This window comes from Bradyrhizobium sp. MI1.7 (genome assembly GCF_055811795.1).
In genome coordinates this window covers 1-17051 of sequence record NZ_JBVVPO010000014.1, presented here as the reverse complement: position 1 = coordinate 17051, position 17051 = coordinate 1, and the positions used below count along the sequence as shown (strand labels likewise).

Below are 17051 nucleotides of genomic sequence, written 5' to 3'. Positions count from 1 at the left end.
AGGCTTCAGGTCGCGTGACCGAGCTCGCTGCAGCTGCGCAGCATATCGTCGGAACCCGAATCGTTGGCGAGAATCGCAAACAAATCGTTGTCGTTCGCCATCGCGGACTTCTTCTTGGACTCCAGCACCAGCACCGACTGCACCGACTGGTGGTCGCATTTGCGGTAATGCTGCGGGCCCTTGGTCAAGTCATATTGCAGCTTCTCGAGAGCATCGATGACCTTGTCGGTGTCGGTGCCTCCGGCGGCCTGCATGGCCGCCAGCAGCGAACCGACGCCGGAATAGCCGTAGGCGCCGTAGTCGGTCGGGATCGCACCACCATTGGCAGCCTTGAACGCCGCGTTGAAAGCGGCCGCCGATTTGCTCTGCGGCTCCAGGCCCCAATAGTAATTGGCGCCGCCGACCACGCCCTCGAACACGTCGGGGCCGACCGCGAGGCGCTGGTTGTGCAGGATGACGGGTACGACGATCTTCATCTGCTGCTTGACGCCGAAATCCACCGCCTGCTTGATCGCGTTGGCCTGGTCGCGGCCGAAATTGGAGATGCAGAGCACGTCCGGCCGCATCGACATCAGGCGCGGCATGAACGTGGAGTAGTCGGCCGCGCCGAACGGATGCAGGATCTCGCCAACGTTATCAGCGCCGGTCGCCGCCTGCGCGCGCTTGAAGCCACGCAGCATCTCGTGGCCGTACGCATAGTCGGCCGCGAGATGGGCGACCTTCATGCCCTTCTTCAGGGTCTGCCGCGCCACGGCAGCGGTCGTCATGTGCGGGTTCAGCGCCTCATGGAAGGTGTATTTGCTGAAATCCTTGGCCTCGTTGATCGTGTCGGACTGGCTGATCGAGACGTAGATCACGCCGCGGGCGCGGGTCACCTCGTTGACGGCGAGCTGCACCGCGCTGGAAAGCGCGCCCACCACGGCGTGGACCTTGTCCTTCTCGATCAGCTCCAGCGTCCGGGTCGCGGCCTCGCCGGCATTGAGCTTGTCGTCACGCACCAGGAGCTCGACCTTACGGCCGCCGATGCCGCCCTTGTCGTTGACGAGCTTGACGGCGAGTTCGGCGCATTTGACCTGATCGCGCGCCTCAGCGGCGAACGGTCCGGTCAGCGGCGTCGGGAAGCCAATGCGAATCGTCTCGTCCGCGGCGCGGCCGAGCCGCGGCATGGCGAGCAGGGCTGCGCCGGCGGAGAGGCCTGCGAGCGCAGTGCGGCGGGATATTGTCGAGGTCGAACCGGATTTGGGCATGATTTCCTCCAACTGTCTTTTTTTAGAAACGTTTCAGGGCTTTCAGGACTTTTATGGGCGTGATCGGAATCGAATTGATCGAGGCGTCGAACGGCGCGAGCGCGTCGTTGACGGCGTTGAGCACACAGGCGGAGGCCGCCGCCGTGCCGGCCTCGCCGACCCCCTTGGCTCCGAGCACGGTGTCGGCGGTCGGCGTCTCGACGTGGCCGATGACGATGTCGGGCATCTCCATCGGCATCGGAACGAGGTAGTCGGCGAGCGAGCCGTTCATGAGCTGCCCGGTCTCGCCGTAGCGGCATTCCTCGAACAGCGCCGCACCCAGCCCCTGCACGATGCCGCCGCGAAGCTGCTCGTCCACCAGCATCGGATTGATGACGCGGCCGCAATCCTCGACGATGAAGTGCTTCAGCACTTTGACGAAGCCGGTCTCGACATCGACCTCCAGCGAACAGCCCTGGATGCCGTTGGTGAAGGCAAAGGGATAGCCTTGTGGCGCGAAATGATGGCTGACGGTGAGCTGCGCCTGCGTACCGGGCGGCAAGGTGTCGGAGCGGAAATAGGCGATCCGCGCGATCTCGGAGATCGGCAACCGCTGGTTCCGGGTCACGGCGTCGACGACCTCGCCATCGATGATGTCGAGTGCCGACGGCTGCTCCTGAAGAATGAGCGCGGCAATCTCCAGAATATTGCGCTTGAGCACGCGCGTGGCCTGCAGCGCGGTCTCGCCGCCGATGCCGGCGCCACGGCAGGCCCAGGTGGCGCCGCCATGCGGCGTCACCTCGGTATCTCCCGTGATGACCTTGACGTGTTCCTGCGCAAGGCCGAGCTGATCGGCCACAATCTGGCTGATGATCGCCTCGGTGCCCTGCCCCTGCTCGGTGACCGAGATCAGGCAGCGGACCTCGCCCGACGGCGTCAGGCTGAGGATCGCGCCGTCCTGCGACGAGATGCGCGCACCGCCGACGCCGTAGAAGGCCGGGCTGGGATTGGTGATCTCGACGAAGGCCGCAATGCCGATGCCGCGATAGATGCCGCGCTTGCGTAAATCGGCCTGCTCGGCGCGCAACGCCTCATAACCCATCATCTCGTGTAGGCGCTTCAGGCAGGCCTGATGCGACAGCGCCTCGAAGCGATAGCCGGTCGGCGAAGTCTGCGGATAGGCATCGTCAGCGATAACGTTCTGCGCGCGGATGGCGAAGGGATCGAGGCCAACCTTGACCGCCGCCATGTCAACCAACCGCTCGGTGACGGCGCAGGCGATGGGATGGCCGACGGCGCGATACTGGCTGGTCTGCACCTTGTTCTGGAAGATCACCTCCAGCGTGGCGCGATAGTTCTTGAAACGATAGGGCGCGCCGATCAGGCGGATCACCTGGTTGCCCTCGACCACGCTGGTGCGCGGATAGGTCGAGAACGCGCCGATCGCGGTTAGGTCCAGCACGTCTATCGCCAGAATCTCGCCCTTGGCATCGAGCGCCATGCGGGCGCGGACGCGATGATCGCGGGCGTGGATGTCGGAGACAAAGGACTCGATGCGGTCGGCGACGTATTTGACAGGACGGCCGAGCAAGATCGAGAGACCGACCACCGCCATGTCCTCGTGATAGACATGCAGCTTCATCCCGAAGGAGCCGCCGATATCTGTCGCGATCACGCGAACACGGGCCTCGGGGATGCCATAGTGGCGCGAATAGAGATCCTGGAACTGGTAGGGCGTCTGCGTCGCGTGATGCACGGTGAGTGCGCCGGCGGCCGGGTCGTAGTCGGCGACGATGGCGCGCGGCTCCAGCGTCACCGCGGTATGGCGGCCGAAGGAGAACTCTTCTTCCACCACGTGGGCGGCCTGCGCAAATGCCTCGTCGACTGTGCCGTTGTCGAGCTGGCTGCGGAAGCAGGTGTTATTTGCGGTCCCCGGATTGATCAGCGGGCCACCAACCTCGCGCGCACTGTCGATATCGACGACGACGGGGAGGTCCTCGTAATCGATCTCGATCAGCTCCAGCGCATCTTCCGCAATCGCCCGGCTCTCGGCGACGACGGCCACCACAGCCTGCCCGGCCCACACCACGCGGTCGAGCGGCAGCGGCAATTGCGGAGTCGACGTCATGCCCTTGAAGTGGTCGAGCGTGCCGGTCCAGGGAGTGCAGATCCTTGCGAGGTCCTCGCCGGTGGCAACGAGATGCACCCCTTCGAGCGCGCGCGCTTGCTCGGTATTGATGGCGACGATCTTCGCGTGCGCATGCGGACTGCGCAGGAACGCGGCATAGAGCATGCGCGGCAGCTTGAGATCGCTGATATAGCGTCCGCGCCCGGCAAGCAGCCGCTTGGCGTTCGGCCGCGGCACGGACCGGCCGATATAGGAGTTGGGACGGTCGAGCGAGGTCAGCGGCGCGGTCATGCCGGACCCCCGTCTTCGCTGCGTGCTTTCGCCACGGCGTCGATCGCATCGACGATCGCTTCATAGCCGGTGCAGCGGCAGTAATTGCCCGACAGCGCATCGCGGATTTCGTCGCGGCTGGGCCGCGCCACCTGCGAGAGCAGTTCATGGGCATTGACCAGCATGCCCGGCGTGCAGAAGCCGCATTGCAGCGCGTTGCGGCGATGGAATTCGGCCTGGAGATCGGCAATCACGCCGCTCTCGGCAAGACCTTCGATGGTATTGATCTTGGCGCCATCGGCCTGCACTGCAAAGATCAGGCAGGAGTGCACAGCGCGGCCGTCGAGCTGCACCAGGCAGGCGCCGCAGGCCCCCATCTCGCAGCCCGCATGCGTGCCGGTCAGTTCGAGCCCGTTGCGCAGGCAATCGACCAGCGTCTCGCGCGGCGCCACCTCGCAGGCGACCTTGCGGCCATTGACGACGAAGCGGACCCGCACGGTCTCGCCCGCGTCATCCAGCAGGGTTTCGTCAAAACCGCTCATGCGCCCTCACCCAGACGTCCGAGCAGGCGGCCGAGCAGCACGCGGGCGAGATGCAGCCGCATCGCCGGCGGCACCTCGTCGCTGTCGGGTGGGGCGAGATCGCCTTCGAGCGCCGCTTGCGCGGCGGCGATACGTTCAGGATCCAGGTTCGAGCCGATCAGAGTTGCCTCAGCGCCCTTCACCCGCGTCGGTGTATTGCCGACCGAGAAGAAGGAAATGCGGATGTCGTCGATGCGTTCGGCTGTGAAAGTCGCAAGCATGCCGCATCCGACCAGAGCATAGTCCCCGCGCCGGCGCGCCAGCTCGTCGAACGCAAAACGCTGATCGGCTTTGAACAGCGGAACGTAGATCGCGGTGATCAGCTCACCGGGTTGCAATGCGGTCTCGAACAGCTCGACGAAGAAGTCGTCGGCTTTCACACGCCGGCTGCCGGAAGGGCCGGCGATCTCGATCTCGGCATCGAGCGCCAGGGTCATCGCCGGGAATTCGGAGGCAGGATCGGCGAGCGCGACGCTGCCGCCAATGGTGCCGCGGTTGCGGATCGCGGGATGGGCGACAAAAGGCGCAGCAGCATGCAGCAGCGGCGCGAATTCGGCGATTAGCGGCTCGCTCAGCATCTCGCAGTGCCGCGTCAGCGCGCCGATACGCAAATAGGCGCCTTCGCGCCGGACGCCGCGCAACTCGCCAATATGGGTGATGTCGATCAGCAACCGCGGCGCTTGTAGCCGCAGCGATAACGCCGGCACGAGGCTCTGGCCCCCGGCAATGAAGCGCGCGTCATCGCCGGCGCGGGCATGAGCATCCAGCGCCTGGTCGATCGTCGCAGCACGAAAATAGCTGAAAGCCCTCGCCTTCACCGCCGTTTCCTCGATATCCGTCGGCTCATCAGCCGGGATGCCAGATTTGTAACCATCTGGTCTCAAAATCCTGACACGCCGCCGGGAGGCGGTCAACAGGAAATGACCATTTGGTCACAAATGCACCTTTGGGCTAAGAAGGCAGCCGGAGATTGCTAAACAGCGACGAAATGGCCCGAAAAGCGCAGAAACCAGCGAAGCGACCGGTCCGGAAGCGGACGGACACAGGCAGCAAGTCCGCGCCAAAGCGCCGCAACATGCGTGCGGCCGATCGCGAGCGCGCGATCGTGGACGAGGCGATCCGCTTCTTCGCCGAGCATGGCTTCGAGGGCCAGACCCGCGAGCTCGCCAAACGCATGGGCATCACGCATTCGGCGATCTATCGCCACTTCCCGAGCAAGGAGGCGCTGATCGAGCGGGTCTACCAGGAGGTCTATCTCAGCCGCTGGTCGCCGGATTGGGGGCCGATGATCCGCGACCGAACCTTGCCGCTCGAGGCGCGGCTGACGCGCTTCTATCTCGACTATGTCGAACGCGTGTTCGAGTACAATTGGGTGCGGATCTTCGTCTTCTCCGGCATGAAGTCGTTCGGCATCACCGGCCGTTATCTCGACATTGTCCGCCGCGAGATCATCGAGCCCGCGGCGGCCGAGCTGCGCCACGATCTGAAGCTGCCCGACGCGAAATCCCATCCGCTCAGCGAACGCGAGACCGAGCTGTTCTGGGGCCTGCACGGCCGCATCTTCTATCTCGCCATCCGCAAGTTCATCTACGAGACGCCGATCCCGCCCGATCTCGACGCGATCGTCCGCGACGCCGTCCAGACCTTCATGGACGGCGCGAAGATGACGATGCCGAAGCTGCTGGTGAGCGGCTAGTTACCTCGCGAGGCTCGGCAGATCGAGCCCCTTGTCGCGGGCACAATCGATCGCGGTCTCATAGCCCGCATCAGCGTGGCGCATGACGCCGCTGGCGGGATCATTCCACAGCACGCGCTCAATGCGCTTCGCGGCTTCCGGCGTGCCGTCGGCGACGATCACCATGCCGGCATGCTGCGAGTAGCCGATGCCGACGCCGCCGCCATGGTGCAGCGAGACCCAGGTCGCGCCGCTGGCGCAATTGAGCAGTGCGTTGAGCAGCGGCCAGTCGGACACAGCGTCCGATCCGTCCTTCATCGCCTCGGTCTCGCGGTTGGGGCTCGCCACCGAGCCGCTGTCGAGATGATCGCGGCCGATCACGATCGGCGCCTTCAATTCGCCACGTGCCACCATCTCGTTGAAGGCAAGGCCCAGGCGATCTCGGTCGCCGAGGCCGACCCAACAGATCCGCGCCGGGAGGCCCTGGAACTTGATGCGTTCCCTGGCCATGTCGAGCCAGTTGTGCAGATGCTTGTCGTCAGGCATCAGCTCCTTGACCTTCGCATCGGTCTTGAAGATGTCCTCGGGATCGCCCGACAGCGCAGCCCAGCGGAACGGCCCCACACCGCGGCAGAACAAGGGACGGATATAGGCGGGAACGAAGCCCGGGAAATCGAAGGCGTTCTTCAGGCCCATGTCCTGCGCCATCTGGCGAATGTTGTTGCCGTAGTCGAGCGTCGGAATGCCTTGCGCATGGAAATCCAGCATGGCCTGGACGTGCTCGACCATCGACGATTTTGAGGCGCGCTCGACCGCCTTCGGATCGGAGGCGCGCTTGGCTTCCCAATCGGCGAGCGTCCAGCCCTTTGGCAAGTAGCCGTTGATCGGATCGTGCGCGCTGGTCTGGTCGGTCACGATGTCGGGCTTGACGCCGCGGCGCACGAGTTCGGGGAAAATCTCGGCGGCATTCCCGAGCAGGCCCACCGATACCGCCTTCTTCGTCTTTGCGGCCTCTTCCATGATCGCCAGCGCCTCGTCGAGCGTCGCGGCCTGCCGATCGAGGTAGCCGGTACGCAGTCGCATCTCGATGCGGCTCGGCTGGCATTCGACCGCGAGCATCGAGGCGCCCGCCATCGTCGCGGCCAGCGGCTGCGCGCCGCCCATGCCGCCGAGGCCGGCGGTGAGAATCCATCTTCCTGCGAGGCTGCCGCCATAGTGGCGCCGGCCGACCTCGACGAAGGTCTCGTAGGTGCCCTGCACGATGCCCTGGCTGCCGATATAGATCCAGGAACCTGCGGTCATCTGGCCGTACATCATCAGGCCCTTGCGATCGAGCTCGTTGAAATGATCGAGCGTCGCCCAATGCGGCACGATGTTGGAGTTCGCAATCAGGACGCGCGGGGCATCGGCATGGGTACGGAACACGCCGACCGGCTTGCCGGACTGGACCAGCAGTGTCTCGTCATTCTCGAGCTTGCGCAAGGCCGCCGTGATGCGGTCAAAGCTCTCCCAGTCGCGCGCGGCGCGGCCAATGCCGCCATAGACGACGAGCTCGCTCGGACGCTCCGCGACATCAGGATCGAGATTGTTCATCAGCATGCGCAGGGGCGCTTCCGTCAGCCAGCTCTTGGCGCTGATGTCGCTGCCGCGGGGGGCGCGGATGGTGCGGTCATTGTCCAGTCGGCGGTTCATGCGGAGCACCTCTTTAGTCAAGTCTCGGGAACGGATCGGTTGGAAGCGCCGCGATCGCCAGGGCCGGTAGCGCATCGGCTTCGATCAACGCAGCCGCCCTGGCGAGATCGCCGGCCATGTAGCGGTCGGCGGCGAGCGCGCGCACATGCTCGCGAAGCGCAGCGATGACGGCAACGAGTGGGGCGCTGGTCGCATGCGGCGCGCGCAGCGTGATTCCCTGCGCGGCAACCAGAAGCTCGATGCCGAGGATGGCGGCGAGATTGTCGGCCATATCCGAGAGGCGACGCGCGGCGTGCGCGGCCATCGAAACATGGTCTTCCTGGTTGGCGCTGGTCGGAGTCGAGTCGATCGAGCAGGCAGCCGCACGCTGCTTGTTCTCGGCGTACAGTGCGGCAGCCGTGACCTCGGCGATCATGAAGCCGGAATTGATGCCGGGGTCGGGCGTCAGAAACGGCGGCAGACCGAAATTGAGCGCGGGATCGACCAGCGTCGCGATGCGCCGCTCGCTGATCGCACCGATTTCCGACAGCGCCAGCGCGATCGTATCGGCGGCAAAGGCGACCGGCTCGGCGTGGAAGTTGCCGCCGGAGACGATCTCGCCGGTCTCGACCAGAACGAGCGGATTGTCGGTGACGGCATTGGCCTCGACGATCAGCGTGCGCGCGGCCTGCGTGAGCAGGTCGAGCGCAGCCCCCGCGACCTGCGGCTGGCACCGCAGGCAATAGGGATCCTGCACGCGCTCGTCACCTTCGAGATGCGACAACCTGATATCGCTGCCGTCGAGCAACGCGGTCAACGTCGCGGCGGCAGCCATCTGTCCGGCGTGACCGCGCAACGCCTGAATCTCGGGGCGGAACGGCGCCGTCGAGGCCATTGCCGCATCGACCGACAGCGCGCCGGTGACGAGCGCGGCGCGAGCCAGGCGAAACGCGCGCAGCACGCCGGAGATAGCGTAGGCGGTCGAGAACTGCGTGCCGTTGATCAGCGCGAGCCCCTCCTTGGGGCCCAGCGTCAGCGGCGCAAGGCCGGCGACGGCGAGTGCCTCACGGCCGGAGACAGTCTTGCCATCGACGATCGCCTGCCCCTCGCCGATCATCACCGCCGTCATGTGCGCGAGCGGCGCAAGATCGCCGGAGGCGCCGACCGAGCCCTGCTGCGGCACCAGCGGATAGACGTCCTGCGCCAGCATGGCCTGCAACTGCTCGATCACCTCGCGGCGGACGCCGGAGGCACCACGCCCAAGCGAAACGATCTTCAGCGCCATCATCAACCGGACGATCGGCTCCGGCGTGGCCGGGCCGACGCCGCAGCAATGCGAGACGATGAGATTGCGCTGGAGCAGCGCGGTCTGGTCGGGCGGAATGCGCTTCGAGGCCAGTTTTCCAAAACCGGTATTGATGCCGTAGACCGGCGCGGCGGCGTGTGCTGCCTTTGCGACGATCTCAGCGGCCGCCTCGACGCGCGGCCAGAATGACGGATCGAGTACGACGGATTGTCCCTTGAGCACGCGCGCGAGATCGTCGAGGCTGACCGTTCCCGGCTTGACGACGATCGCTGGGCCCTGCTCCGTCACTGTCCCCTCCACACCCGGCGGCGCAGCGGATTGAAGCCGATGCGGTAGACGAGCTCGGCGGGCCGCTCGATGTCCCAGATCGCGAGATCGCACCACTTCCCGGCTTCCAGCGTGCCGGTTTCACTGAGCACGCCGAGCGCACGCGCGCCTTCGCGGGTAACACCAGCGAGGCATTCAGCCACCGTCATCCGGAACAGCGTCGCGCCCATGTTCATCGTGAGCAGGAGCGATGTCAGCGGCGAGCTGCCGGGATTGCAGTCGGTCGCGAGCGCCATGTGGACGCCGTGCCTGCGGAACGCCTCGACCGGCGGCTTCTGCGTCTCGCGGATGAAATAGAAGGCGCCGGGCAGCAGCACGGCGACAGTTCCGGCCTTCGCCATTGCGGCGGCGCCGGCCTCGTCGGTGTGCTCGAGATGATCGGCGGAGAGCGCCGAGAATTTTGCGGCGAGCGCAGCGCCGCCGAGGTTCGACAGCTGGTCGGCATGGAGCTTGACCGGCAGCCCAAGCCCCCTCGCCGTCTCGAACACCCGCGCGGTCTGCCCGGCCGAGAACGCGATACCTTCCATGAAGGCATCGACGGCATCGGCAAGACCGGCCTTTGCGACGGCCGGCAGCATCTCATGACACACGAGATCGATGTAGCGATCCTTGTCACCGCCGGCCTCCACAGGCAGCGCATGCGCCCCGAGAGCGGATGTGCGGATCGCAACCGGTCGTTGACGACCGAGAATGCGCGCCGCTGAGAGCTGCCGCATCTCGGTCTCGGTATCGAGGCCGTAACCGGACTTGATCTCGATGGTGGTGACGCCCTCACCGATCAGCGCATCGAGCCGCGGCAGCGCGCTTGCAACGAGCTCGGCCTCGCTCGCCTTGCGGGTCGCGGCGACTGTCGAGACAATGCCGCCACCGGCGCGCGCGATTTCCTCGTAGCTTGCGCCCTTCAAGCGCAGCTCGAATTCATGCGCGCGGTTGCCGCCGTAGACGAGATGGGTATGGCAATCGACGAGGCCGGGCGTGATCCAGCGCCCCTCGCAATCGATCCGCTTGATCGCATCCGCATCACCAGGGAAATCCGCCGCAGCGCCCGCATAAGCGATATGGCCGCCGCGCGTGGCGATCACGCCATGCTCAATCTCGCCGAGATCGGGACGGTCGGCCCGCATCGTGGCGAGCCGGGCGTTGTGCCAGATCCGGTCGAAGCGCTCTGCCATGCAATGGTCCCTTCGTGGGATGCTTGACTTATATGTCTAGACATATAATCGTGGGGCGGTTCTGTCCAGCCGGCGTGTAATCATGACCCGACTGCATTTCGCCTCCGCGCTCCTGCCTTCGGGCTGGGCCAATGACGTGCAGATGGTGATCACCGCCGGCGCGATCGCCGAGGTGACGCCGGGCGTGGCGCCGGCCGCCGGCGACGAGCGTCATGGAATTGCGCTTCCGGGGTTGGCGACCCTGCACAGCCACGCATTCCAGCGCGGCATGGCGGGGCTGGCCGAACTGCGCGGCGATAGCACCGATACGTTCTGGACCTGGCGCGACACGATGTATCGCTTCGCGCTGACGATGACGCCGGACGATGTCGCCGCCGTTGCGACGCTGCTGTATGTCGAGATGCTCGAACAGGGCTTTACCCGCGTCGGCGAATTCCACTACCTCCACCACGATCGCGACGGCTCCCCTTATGCCGACCTCGCGGAAATGGCTGCCCGCATTGCACAGGCCGCCGAAGCTTCCGGCATTGCGCTGACGCTGCTGCCGAGTTTTTATGCGCATGGCTCCTTCGGCGGCGCCGCACCGCATGCTGGACAACGCCGCTTCATCTGTTCGGTCGATCAGTTCGCCGCGCTGATGGCAGCATCGCGCAAGGCGATCAGCAGATTGCCGGGCGCCAATATCGGCATCGCGCCGCACAGCCTGCGTGCGGTGACGCCGGACGAGCTCGCGGCGATCATTCCGCTCGCCGATGGCGGGCCGGTGCATATCCATGCCGCCGAGCAGGTGAAGGAAGTCGAGGATTGCCTGGCCTGGTCGGGACGACGGCCGGTGCAATGGCTGCTGGAGCACGCGCCGCTCGATCAACGCTGGTGCCTCATCCACGCGACCCATACGACGGATGAGGAAGTCACCGCGTTCGCAAAGACCGGTGCGGTGGCGGGTCTCTGCCCCATCACCGAGGCCAGTCTCGGCGACGGCATCTTTCCCGCGCGCGAATTCGTCGGTGCTGGCGGCGCGTTCGGTGTGGGCACCGACTCCAACGTGCTGGTCGGCGCAGCCGACGAGCTGCGCCAGCTCGAATATGGCCAGCGTCTCAAGCATCGCGAGCGCAACGTGCTCTCCGGCGGCGCAGGCCGCTCGACGGGACGTACGCTGTTCGATCATGCGCTCGCCGGCGGTGCACGCGCGCTGGCACAGGCGGCGGCTGGCCTCGGGCCCGGCGCACGCGCCGACATCGTCACGCTCGACACCGCACATCCGTCGCTCGCGGGACGTTTGCGCGACGCCGCCATCGACGGTTGGATTTTTTCCGGAGGGACCGGCGCGATCGATTGCGTCTGGGCCGGCGGCCACAAGGTCGTCGAAGGCGGACGACACAGACTGCGACAGACCGCGCGCGAACGCTTCAACGCGGCGATGCGGAGGCTTGTCGTATGAGCCTGGCCACCGATGCCGCCGACCAGCCGACGCTCTACAAGCGCATCCGCGCCGATATCGAGAAGCGCATCCTGACCGGCGAATGGCCGCCCGGGCATCGCATCCCGTTCGAGCACGAATTGGTCGCACGTTACGGCTGCTCGCGCATGACGGTGAACAAGGCGCTGTCGGAGCTCGCGCAGGCAGACCTGATCGAACGGCGGCGGCGCGCCGGCTCCTTCGTACGCCGGCCGCAGCATCTGTCGGCGGTGCTGAAGATCGCAGACATTCGCGCCGAGATCACCGCGCTTGGCCGCGGCTACGGCTACGAGCTGATCGGGCGCAAGCTGCGTGCGGCGACCGCCGCCGACCGCGAGCGTCTTGGTGTCAAGAAGGCCGGCAAGGTCGTTGCGATCACCTGCCGGCACAGCGCCGACAAGGTGCCGTTTGCCGTCGAGGACCGACTGATCGATCTATCCTCCGTGCCGGATGCAGCGACCGCGGATTTCTCGCGCGAGCCGCCCGGCTCGTGGCTGCTTCATCATGTCCCATGGACGGAAGCCGAGCATACGATCAGCGCCATCGTTGCGGACGATCGCACGGCGGAGGCGCTCGACATCGCCGTCGGCGCGCCTTGCCTCGTGATCGACCGTTATACCTGGCGCAGCGCGCGCACCATCACCGCAGTGCGCCTGCTCTATCCCGGTGACTCTCACCGCCTTGTCGCCCGATTCAAGGGAGGCTGAGAGAACGATGTCGGCACAAATCGTGCAACGCTTCGGGCAACGGTCCATCAGGACCGAATGATCAACAGGACGTCAAACCATCGATCGGCAAGAGGACGACAATCATGCGTAGTTCAAAGGTATTTGCGACAATCATTGCCCTTACGGCCTCCACTCCCGCGCTCGCCGACGACGTCAAGGTCGGCATCGGCATCTCCGGATGGACCGGCTTCGCGCCGCTCACGCTGGCGAAGGAGGCCGGCATCTTCAAGAAGAACGGTCTTGACGTGACGATCAAGAAGATCCCGCAGAAGGACCGCCACCTCGCGATCGCCTCCGGCGACGTCCAGTGCGCTGCCACGACCGTCGAGACCTGGATCTCGTGGAACGCCAATGGCGTTGCGACCAAACAGATCTTCCAGCTCGACAAGAGCTACGGTGCCGACGGCATGGCCGTGCGCAACGATCTCGCATCGATCAAGGACCTCAAGGGCAAGACCGTCGCGGCTTCCGCGCCCGGCACCTCGCCCTATTTCGCGCTGGCTTGGATGCTGAAGAAGAACGGGCTCTCGGTGAAGGACGTCACCGTCGTGAACCTCGAGCCCGCGGCGGCCGCGCAGGCCTTCGTCTCCGGCCAGAACGACGCCGCCATGACCTATGAGCCGTATCTGTCGACGGTTCGGGCCGCGCCCGACAAGGGCAAGATCATCGCGACCACGCTCGACTATCCGATGGTCATGGACACCTTTGGCTGCACGCCGAAGTTCCTCACCGAGAACCCGAAGGCTGCCAAGGCGCTCGCCGACAGCTATTTCGAGGCGCTCGACATGATCGCCAAGGACCAGGCCAAGGCCTATGAGATCATGGGTGCCGACGTGAAGCAGACCGGCGAGGCGTTCGGCAACTCGGCAAAGTATCTGCGCTGGCAGGACAAGGCCGCGAACCAGAAGTTCTTTGCCGGCGATTTCCTGACCTTCAACAAGGACGCCGCCGACCTCCTGCTCGAGATCGGCATCATCAAGGCCGCGCCGAAGGTCGAGGACCTCTTCGACGCGAGCTACATCAAGTAAACCCTTGAGGAGCTGCCGGCCCCGTCTCGCGGCGGGGCCGGAAACTCGTTCACCGCCCGGATAGATCGTTGATGCGTCCCCTGGATCCCGTGACATCGAAGCAGCGCGTGGCTTACGGCCTCGCGTTCTTCGTGCTGTTCGTCGCCCTCTGGTCGTGGGCAACGCTCGGCGGCCATGTGTCGAAGACCTTTCTCGCCAACCCGCTGACCATGATGCAGGAAGGCTATGACCTGCTCGCCAAGCAAGGCTTCCTGTTCGACATCGGCATGACGATCTGGCGCGTCGTCGGCGGATTCGCGCTCGCTGCGATCATCGCGGTTCCGCTCGGCGTGCTGATGGGCGCCTACAAGCCGGTTGAAGCGTTCCTCGAACCGTTCGTCTCCTTTGCTCGCTATTTGCCTGCCTCGGCCTTTATCCCGCTGTTGATCCTGTGGGCCGGCATCGGCGAATTGCAGAAGCTGCTCGTCATCTTCATCGGCGCGGTGTTCCAGATCACCCTGATGATCGCCGTAACCGTGGGCACCACGCGGCGCGATCTGGTCGAGGCGGCCTATACGCTCGGGGCCAGCGACCGCGGCATCATCCGCCGGGTGCTGCTGCCCTCCTCCGCACCCGAGATCGCGGAGATTCTGCGGCTGGTGCTGGGCTGGGCCTGGACCTATGTCATCGTCGCCGAGCTGATTGGCTCGTCATCGGGCATCGGCCACATGATCACCGACAGCCAGGCGCTGCTCAACACCGGCCAGATCATCTTCGGCATCATCGTGATCGGACTGATCGGTCTCCTCTCGGACTTCATGTTCAAGGCGTTCAACGCCTGGCTGTTTCCGTGGAGGCTCGCATGACCACGCTGAAGATCGAACAGGTCTCGCGAACCTTCCCCGCGCGCCACGGCAACGCACCGACCAGGGCGCTGGAGCCGACCGACCTCACCATCGGCAACAACGATTTCGTCACCATCCTCGGCCCCTCCGGCTGCGGCAAGTCCACGCTGCTTCGCATCGTCGCCGGTCTCGACCGGCCGACCAGCGGGCGCGTCACGCTCGACGGGCGCGAGGTGACCGGCCCCGGAGCCGATCGCGGCATGGTGTTCCAGTCCTACACACTGTTTCCCTGGTTGAGCGTGCGCGAGAACATCGCCTTCGGCCTGCGCGAGCGCGGCGTGCCCGAGGCGGAGCGCAACAAGATCGCCGATGCCTTCATCCGCCAGGTCGGGTTGTCCGGCTTCGAGAACCACTGGCCGAAGCAGCTCTCCGGCGGCATGCAGCAGCGCACCGCGATCGCCCGCGCGCTCGCCAACGATCCAAAGATTCTGCTGCTCGACGAGCCCTTCGGCGCGCTCGACAACCAGACCCGCGCCTTGATGCAGGAAATGCTGCTCGGAATCTGGGAGCGCGACCAGAAGACCGTGCTGTTCGTCACCCACGACATCGAGGAAGCCATCTTCCTCGGCAGCCGCGTCATCGTGATGAGCGCGCGCCCCGGCCGCATCAAGGCCGAGATCAATGTGGACCTGCCGCATCCGCGCTCCTACAAGATCAAGACCACGCCCGAATTCGTCCAGCTGAAGGAACGGCTGGTCGAGGAGATCCGCACCGAGGCGCTGAAGGTTGCCGAACATGCCTGACACCAAGCCGCGTGCCGATGGGCAACGCGTTCTCGCCGATCTCAATGCGCTCCGTGCCATCGGCGTCTACAAGACCGGCGTGCACAAGCCGACCTTCTCCGAGCCGCACAAGAAGTCGCTCGACTGGCTGGTGCAGAAGCTGCCCGACGCCGGCCTTACCGCCGCGATCGACGGCATCGGCAATGTGTTCGGCAGCAGCGCGAAGCAGGGGCCGAAGCTGCTGGCGGGCTCGCACCTGGAGAGCCAGAACTACGCCGGCTGGCTCGATGGCCCTCTCGGCGTCGTCTATGCGCTCGAAGCGGCCCGCGTGCTCAATGCCGACCCGTCCGTGAAGGGTGCGGTCGAAGTTGCCGCCTGGTGCGACGAGGAAGGACACTTTGGGCATTTCCTCGGCTCCCGCTCCTATGTCGGACAGGTGACCGAGGCCGACATCGATGCCGCCCGCGACCGCACCAGCGGCCGCACCATGCGCGACGCACTCGCCGACATGGGGCTCTCGGGCCGCGCACGCGTCGCTGCCGAGCCGGGACGCCACGTCGGATATCTGGAGGCGCATATCGAGCAGGGCGACACGCTCGAAAGCGGCAAGCTTTCGATCGGCGTGGTGACCTCCATCGTCGGCATCTGGCAGTACCAGATCAATTTCGTCGGCGAGCAGAACCATGCCGGCACCACCCGCATGGCGGCGCGGAAAGACGCCGGCCTCGCGCTGGCCAAGTTCTGCGTCGCGATCGACGAGCGGTTCCCGGGCGCCTGTGGCCCGCGCACGGTCTGGACCACCGGCCGCATGACGCTCGATCCCGGCGCGCCGAGCATCATTCCGGGCAAGGCCGAATTGCTGTTCCAGATCCGCGACGACGATCCGGCTGTGATCTCGCGGCTGGAGCAATTGCTGCGGACCATGGCTGACGAGGCCAGCGCGAAGGGCCCTTGCGCCGTCACCGTGGAGAAGCTGCGCACCGGTGCTCCCGCCATGATGAATCCCGGCATTCAGGACGCAATCGAGGCCGCGAGCAAGGCCCTGGCCGGTGGACGGTCCGTCCGCATGCCCAGCGGCGCCGGCCACGACGCGCAGTTGCTTGCGACCGTCATGCCCGCAGGCATGCTGTTCGTGCCGTCGATCGGCGGCATCAGCCACCACTGGACCGAGAACACCGCCGACGCCGACATCGTCACGGGCGCGCAGGTCTTCGTCGACGCCTGCCGGCGGCTCCTCGGTGGTTAGAACGACGTGCCGCCGCATCTGAACTCCTGGACGATGTCGTACTTGCCCTTCGTGATCGGCACGGCATAGCCGAAGCGCAGCGTTCAACCACACCCGCCTCTGGAATGCTGGGGTCGTCCGCCTTCGCGGGCGATGACAGCGCGTGTTGCAGACACACCTTCGCGCTCTCGCGGCGCATCTCGCCCGAGCTTTGCTTCGTCGTTCCACCCTCGAAGCCAAGAGGGCGCAGGGAAGGCCGGGTGCTGACCTCGCACCCGCGGCCCGCTGCGCGAAAGGTAGCGCAAGGAAACCGCACAGCAGCATACAGGTGGTGCCAATCACTCGGCCTTCCCTGCGCAGTGGTTGGACGGCTTATGCCGTGCTCTCCCGGGAGCCGAATTCCTTCTGGCCTCCCTCACGCCTGCGAAAGTCACCGACACCGCGCCGGTTGACGCGACTGCCGCATCCGCAAAGGCTTGACCGTAGCGACGACGGCCAGGACCACACGTCTATACTTTGGCATTCGGTGAAACACGCCGAAACTAACAAAACCCTTTTAGGCTTTTTCAACTAGCCTGATGCGGGCTGTTTCAGCGGGCTTCACCAAAATAAGGGCCCGGCCCTAAGCCTTTCAGCGTCCGCACGACAA

At 65.5% G+C, this 17051-nt stretch carries 14 protein-coding genes; 7 read left to right on the top strand and 7 right to left on the bottom strand.

Going from position 1 to position 17051, the window contains the following annotated elements; translation table 11 throughout:
* Positions 1 to 5: 5 nt before the first annotated feature.
* Genes AC0L3X_RS15390 through AC0L3X_RS15375 form a run of 4 tightly spaced genes read right to left on the bottom strand, consistent with a single transcriptional unit; the run spans position 6 to position 5023 of the window.
* Positions 6 to 1247 carry an ABC transporter substrate-binding protein gene (locus AC0L3X_RS15390; RefSeq protein ID WP_063986203.1) on the bottom strand — a complete coding sequence of 414 codons (1242 nt, stop codon included), beginning with the start codon at positions 1245 to 1247 and terminating at the stop codon, positions 6 to 8.
* Positions 1248 to 1269: 22 nt separating this feature from the next.
* Positions 1270 to 3645: a xanthine dehydrogenase family protein molybdopterin-binding subunit gene (locus AC0L3X_RS15385; RefSeq protein WP_063981941.1), complete on the bottom strand. Its 2376-nt coding sequence runs from the start codon at positions 3643 to 3645 to the stop codon at positions 1270 to 1272.
* The gene (locus AC0L3X_RS15380; protein ID WP_354142013.1) at positions 3642 to 4166 is read right to left on the bottom strand and encodes a (2Fe-2S)-binding protein; all 525 of its coding nucleotides are present in this window, start codon (positions 4164 to 4166) and stop codon (positions 3642 to 3644) included. Before AC0L3X_RS15380 ends, AC0L3X_RS15385 begins: the two co-directional genes overlap by 4 nt.
* Positions 4163 to 5023 (bottom strand): FAD binding domain-containing protein, encoded by an 861-nt coding sequence (locus tag AC0L3X_RS15375; protein WP_063981939.1) that lies wholly within the window; start codon positions 5021 to 5023, stop codon positions 4163 to 4165. Before AC0L3X_RS15375 ends, AC0L3X_RS15380 begins: the two co-directional genes overlap by 4 nt.
* A 257-nt stretch (positions 5024 to 5280) precedes the next feature.
* Between AC0L3X_RS15375 and AC0L3X_RS15370 the strand changes: the two genes are divergently transcribed.
* Positions 5281 to 5901: a TetR/AcrR family transcriptional regulator gene (locus AC0L3X_RS15370; RefSeq protein WP_028170512.1), complete on the top strand. Its 621-nt coding sequence runs from the start codon at positions 5281 to 5283 to the stop codon at positions 5899 to 5901.
* Here AC0L3X_RS15370 and hutU read toward each other — a convergent pair whose 3' ends face one another.
* Genes hutU through hutI form a run of 3 tightly spaced genes read right to left on the bottom strand, consistent with a single transcriptional unit; the run spans position 5902 to position 10356 of the window.
* The gene (gene hutU / locus AC0L3X_RS15365) at positions 5902 to 7572 is read right to left on the bottom strand and encodes a urocanate hydratase (protein WP_063981938.1); all 1671 of its coding nucleotides are present in this window, start codon (positions 7570 to 7572) and stop codon (positions 5902 to 5904) included.
* Between the two features lie 13 nt (positions 7573 to 7585).
* Positions 7586 to 9145, bottom strand: a complete 1560-nt coding sequence (gene hutH / locus AC0L3X_RS15360) for a histidine ammonia-lyase (RefSeq protein WP_063981937.1) — start codon at positions 9143 to 9145, stop codon at positions 7586 to 7588.
* Positions 9142 to 10356 carry an imidazolonepropionase gene (gene hutI / locus AC0L3X_RS15355; protein WP_063981936.1) on the bottom strand — a complete coding sequence of 405 codons (1215 nt, stop codon included), beginning with the start codon at positions 10354 to 10356 and terminating at the stop codon, positions 9142 to 9144. The genes hutH and hutI overlap by 4 nt, the downstream gene beginning before the upstream one ends.
* Before the next feature lie 82 nt (positions 10357 to 10438).
* Here hutI and AC0L3X_RS15350 point away from each other — a divergent pair, with 82 nt between their 5' ends.
* From AC0L3X_RS15350 to AC0L3X_RS15325, 6 genes are all read left to right on the top strand, one after another.
* On the top strand, positions 10439 to 11797 hold the full coding sequence (locus AC0L3X_RS15350; RefSeq protein ID WP_063981935.1) for a formimidoylglutamate deiminase: 1359 nt from the start codon (positions 10439 to 10441) through the stop codon (positions 11795 to 11797).
* On the top strand, positions 11794 to 12522 hold the full coding sequence (hutC, locus tag AC0L3X_RS15345) for a histidine utilization repressor (protein ID WP_014493578.1): 729 nt from the start codon (positions 11794 to 11796) through the stop codon (positions 12520 to 12522). Before AC0L3X_RS15350 ends, hutC begins: the two co-directional genes overlap by 4 nt.
* Positions 12523 to 12626: 104 nt before the next feature.
* A complete protein-coding gene (locus AC0L3X_RS15340) occupies positions 12627 to 13571 on the top strand; it encodes an ABC transporter substrate-binding protein (protein WP_063981934.1) in 945 nt (314 codons plus the stop codon).
* A 71-nt stretch (positions 13572 to 13642) separates the two neighbouring features.
* Positions 13643 to 14416 carry an ABC transporter permease gene (locus tag AC0L3X_RS15335; RefSeq protein WP_063981933.1) on the top strand — a complete coding sequence of 258 codons (774 nt, stop codon included), beginning with the start codon at positions 13643 to 13645 and terminating at the stop codon, positions 14414 to 14416.
* Positions 14413 to 15198, top strand: coding sequence for an ABC transporter ATP-binding protein (locus AC0L3X_RS15330; protein WP_063981932.1), 786 nt, complete (start codon positions 14413 to 14415; stop codon positions 15196 to 15198). Before AC0L3X_RS15335 ends, AC0L3X_RS15330 begins: the two co-directional genes overlap by 4 nt.
* Positions 15191 to 16423 (top strand): Zn-dependent hydrolase, encoded by a 1233-nt coding sequence (locus AC0L3X_RS15325; protein ID WP_063981931.1) that lies wholly within the window; start codon positions 15191 to 15193, stop codon positions 16421 to 16423. The genes AC0L3X_RS15330 and AC0L3X_RS15325 overlap by 8 nt, the downstream gene beginning before the upstream one ends.
* The last annotated feature ends 628 nt before the right edge of the window (positions 16424 to 17051 follow it).

Bases quoted from the DNA above. Each gene is read 5' to 3' on its own strand.
- AC0L3X_RS15390 (WP_063986203.1), bottom strand. From the start codon at position 1,247: ATGCCCAAATCCGGTTCGACCTCGACAATATCCCGCCGCACTGCGCTC.
- AC0L3X_RS15385 (WP_063981941.1), bottom strand. From the start codon at position 3,645: ATGACCGCGCCGCTGACCTCGCTCGACCGTCCCAACTCCTATATCGGC.
- AC0L3X_RS15380 (WP_354142013.1), bottom strand. From the start codon at position 4,166: ATGAGCGGTTTTGACGAAACCCTGCTGGATGACGCGGGCGAGACCGTG.
- AC0L3X_RS15370 (WP_028170512.1), top strand. From the start codon at position 5,281: ATGCGTGCGGCCGATCGCGAGCGCGCGATCGTGGACGAGGCGATCCGC.
- hutU (WP_063981938.1), bottom strand. From the start codon at position 7,572: ATGAACCGCCGACTGGACAATGACCGCACCATCCGCGCCCCCCGCGGC.
- hutI (WP_063981936.1), bottom strand. From the start codon at position 10,356: ATGGCAGAGCGCTTCGACCGGATCTGGCACAACGCCCGGCTCGCCACG.
- AC0L3X_RS15350 (WP_063981935.1), top strand. From the start codon at position 10,439: ATGACCCGACTGCATTTCGCCTCCGCGCTCCTGCCTTCGGGCTGGGCC.
- hutC (WP_014493578.1), top strand. From the start codon at position 11,794: ATGAGCCTGGCCACCGATGCCGCCGACCAGCCGACGCTCTACAAGCGC.
- AC0L3X_RS15340 (WP_063981934.1), top strand. From the start codon at position 12,627: ATGCGTAGTTCAAAGGTATTTGCGACAATCATTGCCCTTACGGCCTCC.
- AC0L3X_RS15335 (WP_063981933.1), top strand. From the start codon at position 13,643: ATGCGTCCCCTGGATCCCGTGACATCGAAGCAGCGCGTGGCTTACGGC.
- AC0L3X_RS15330 (WP_063981932.1), top strand. From the start codon at position 14,413: ATGACCACGCTGAAGATCGAACAGGTCTCGCGAACCTTCCCCGCGCGC.
- AC0L3X_RS15325 (WP_063981931.1), top strand. From the start codon at position 15,191: ATGCCTGACACCAAGCCGCGTGCCGATGGGCAACGCGTTCTCGCCGAT.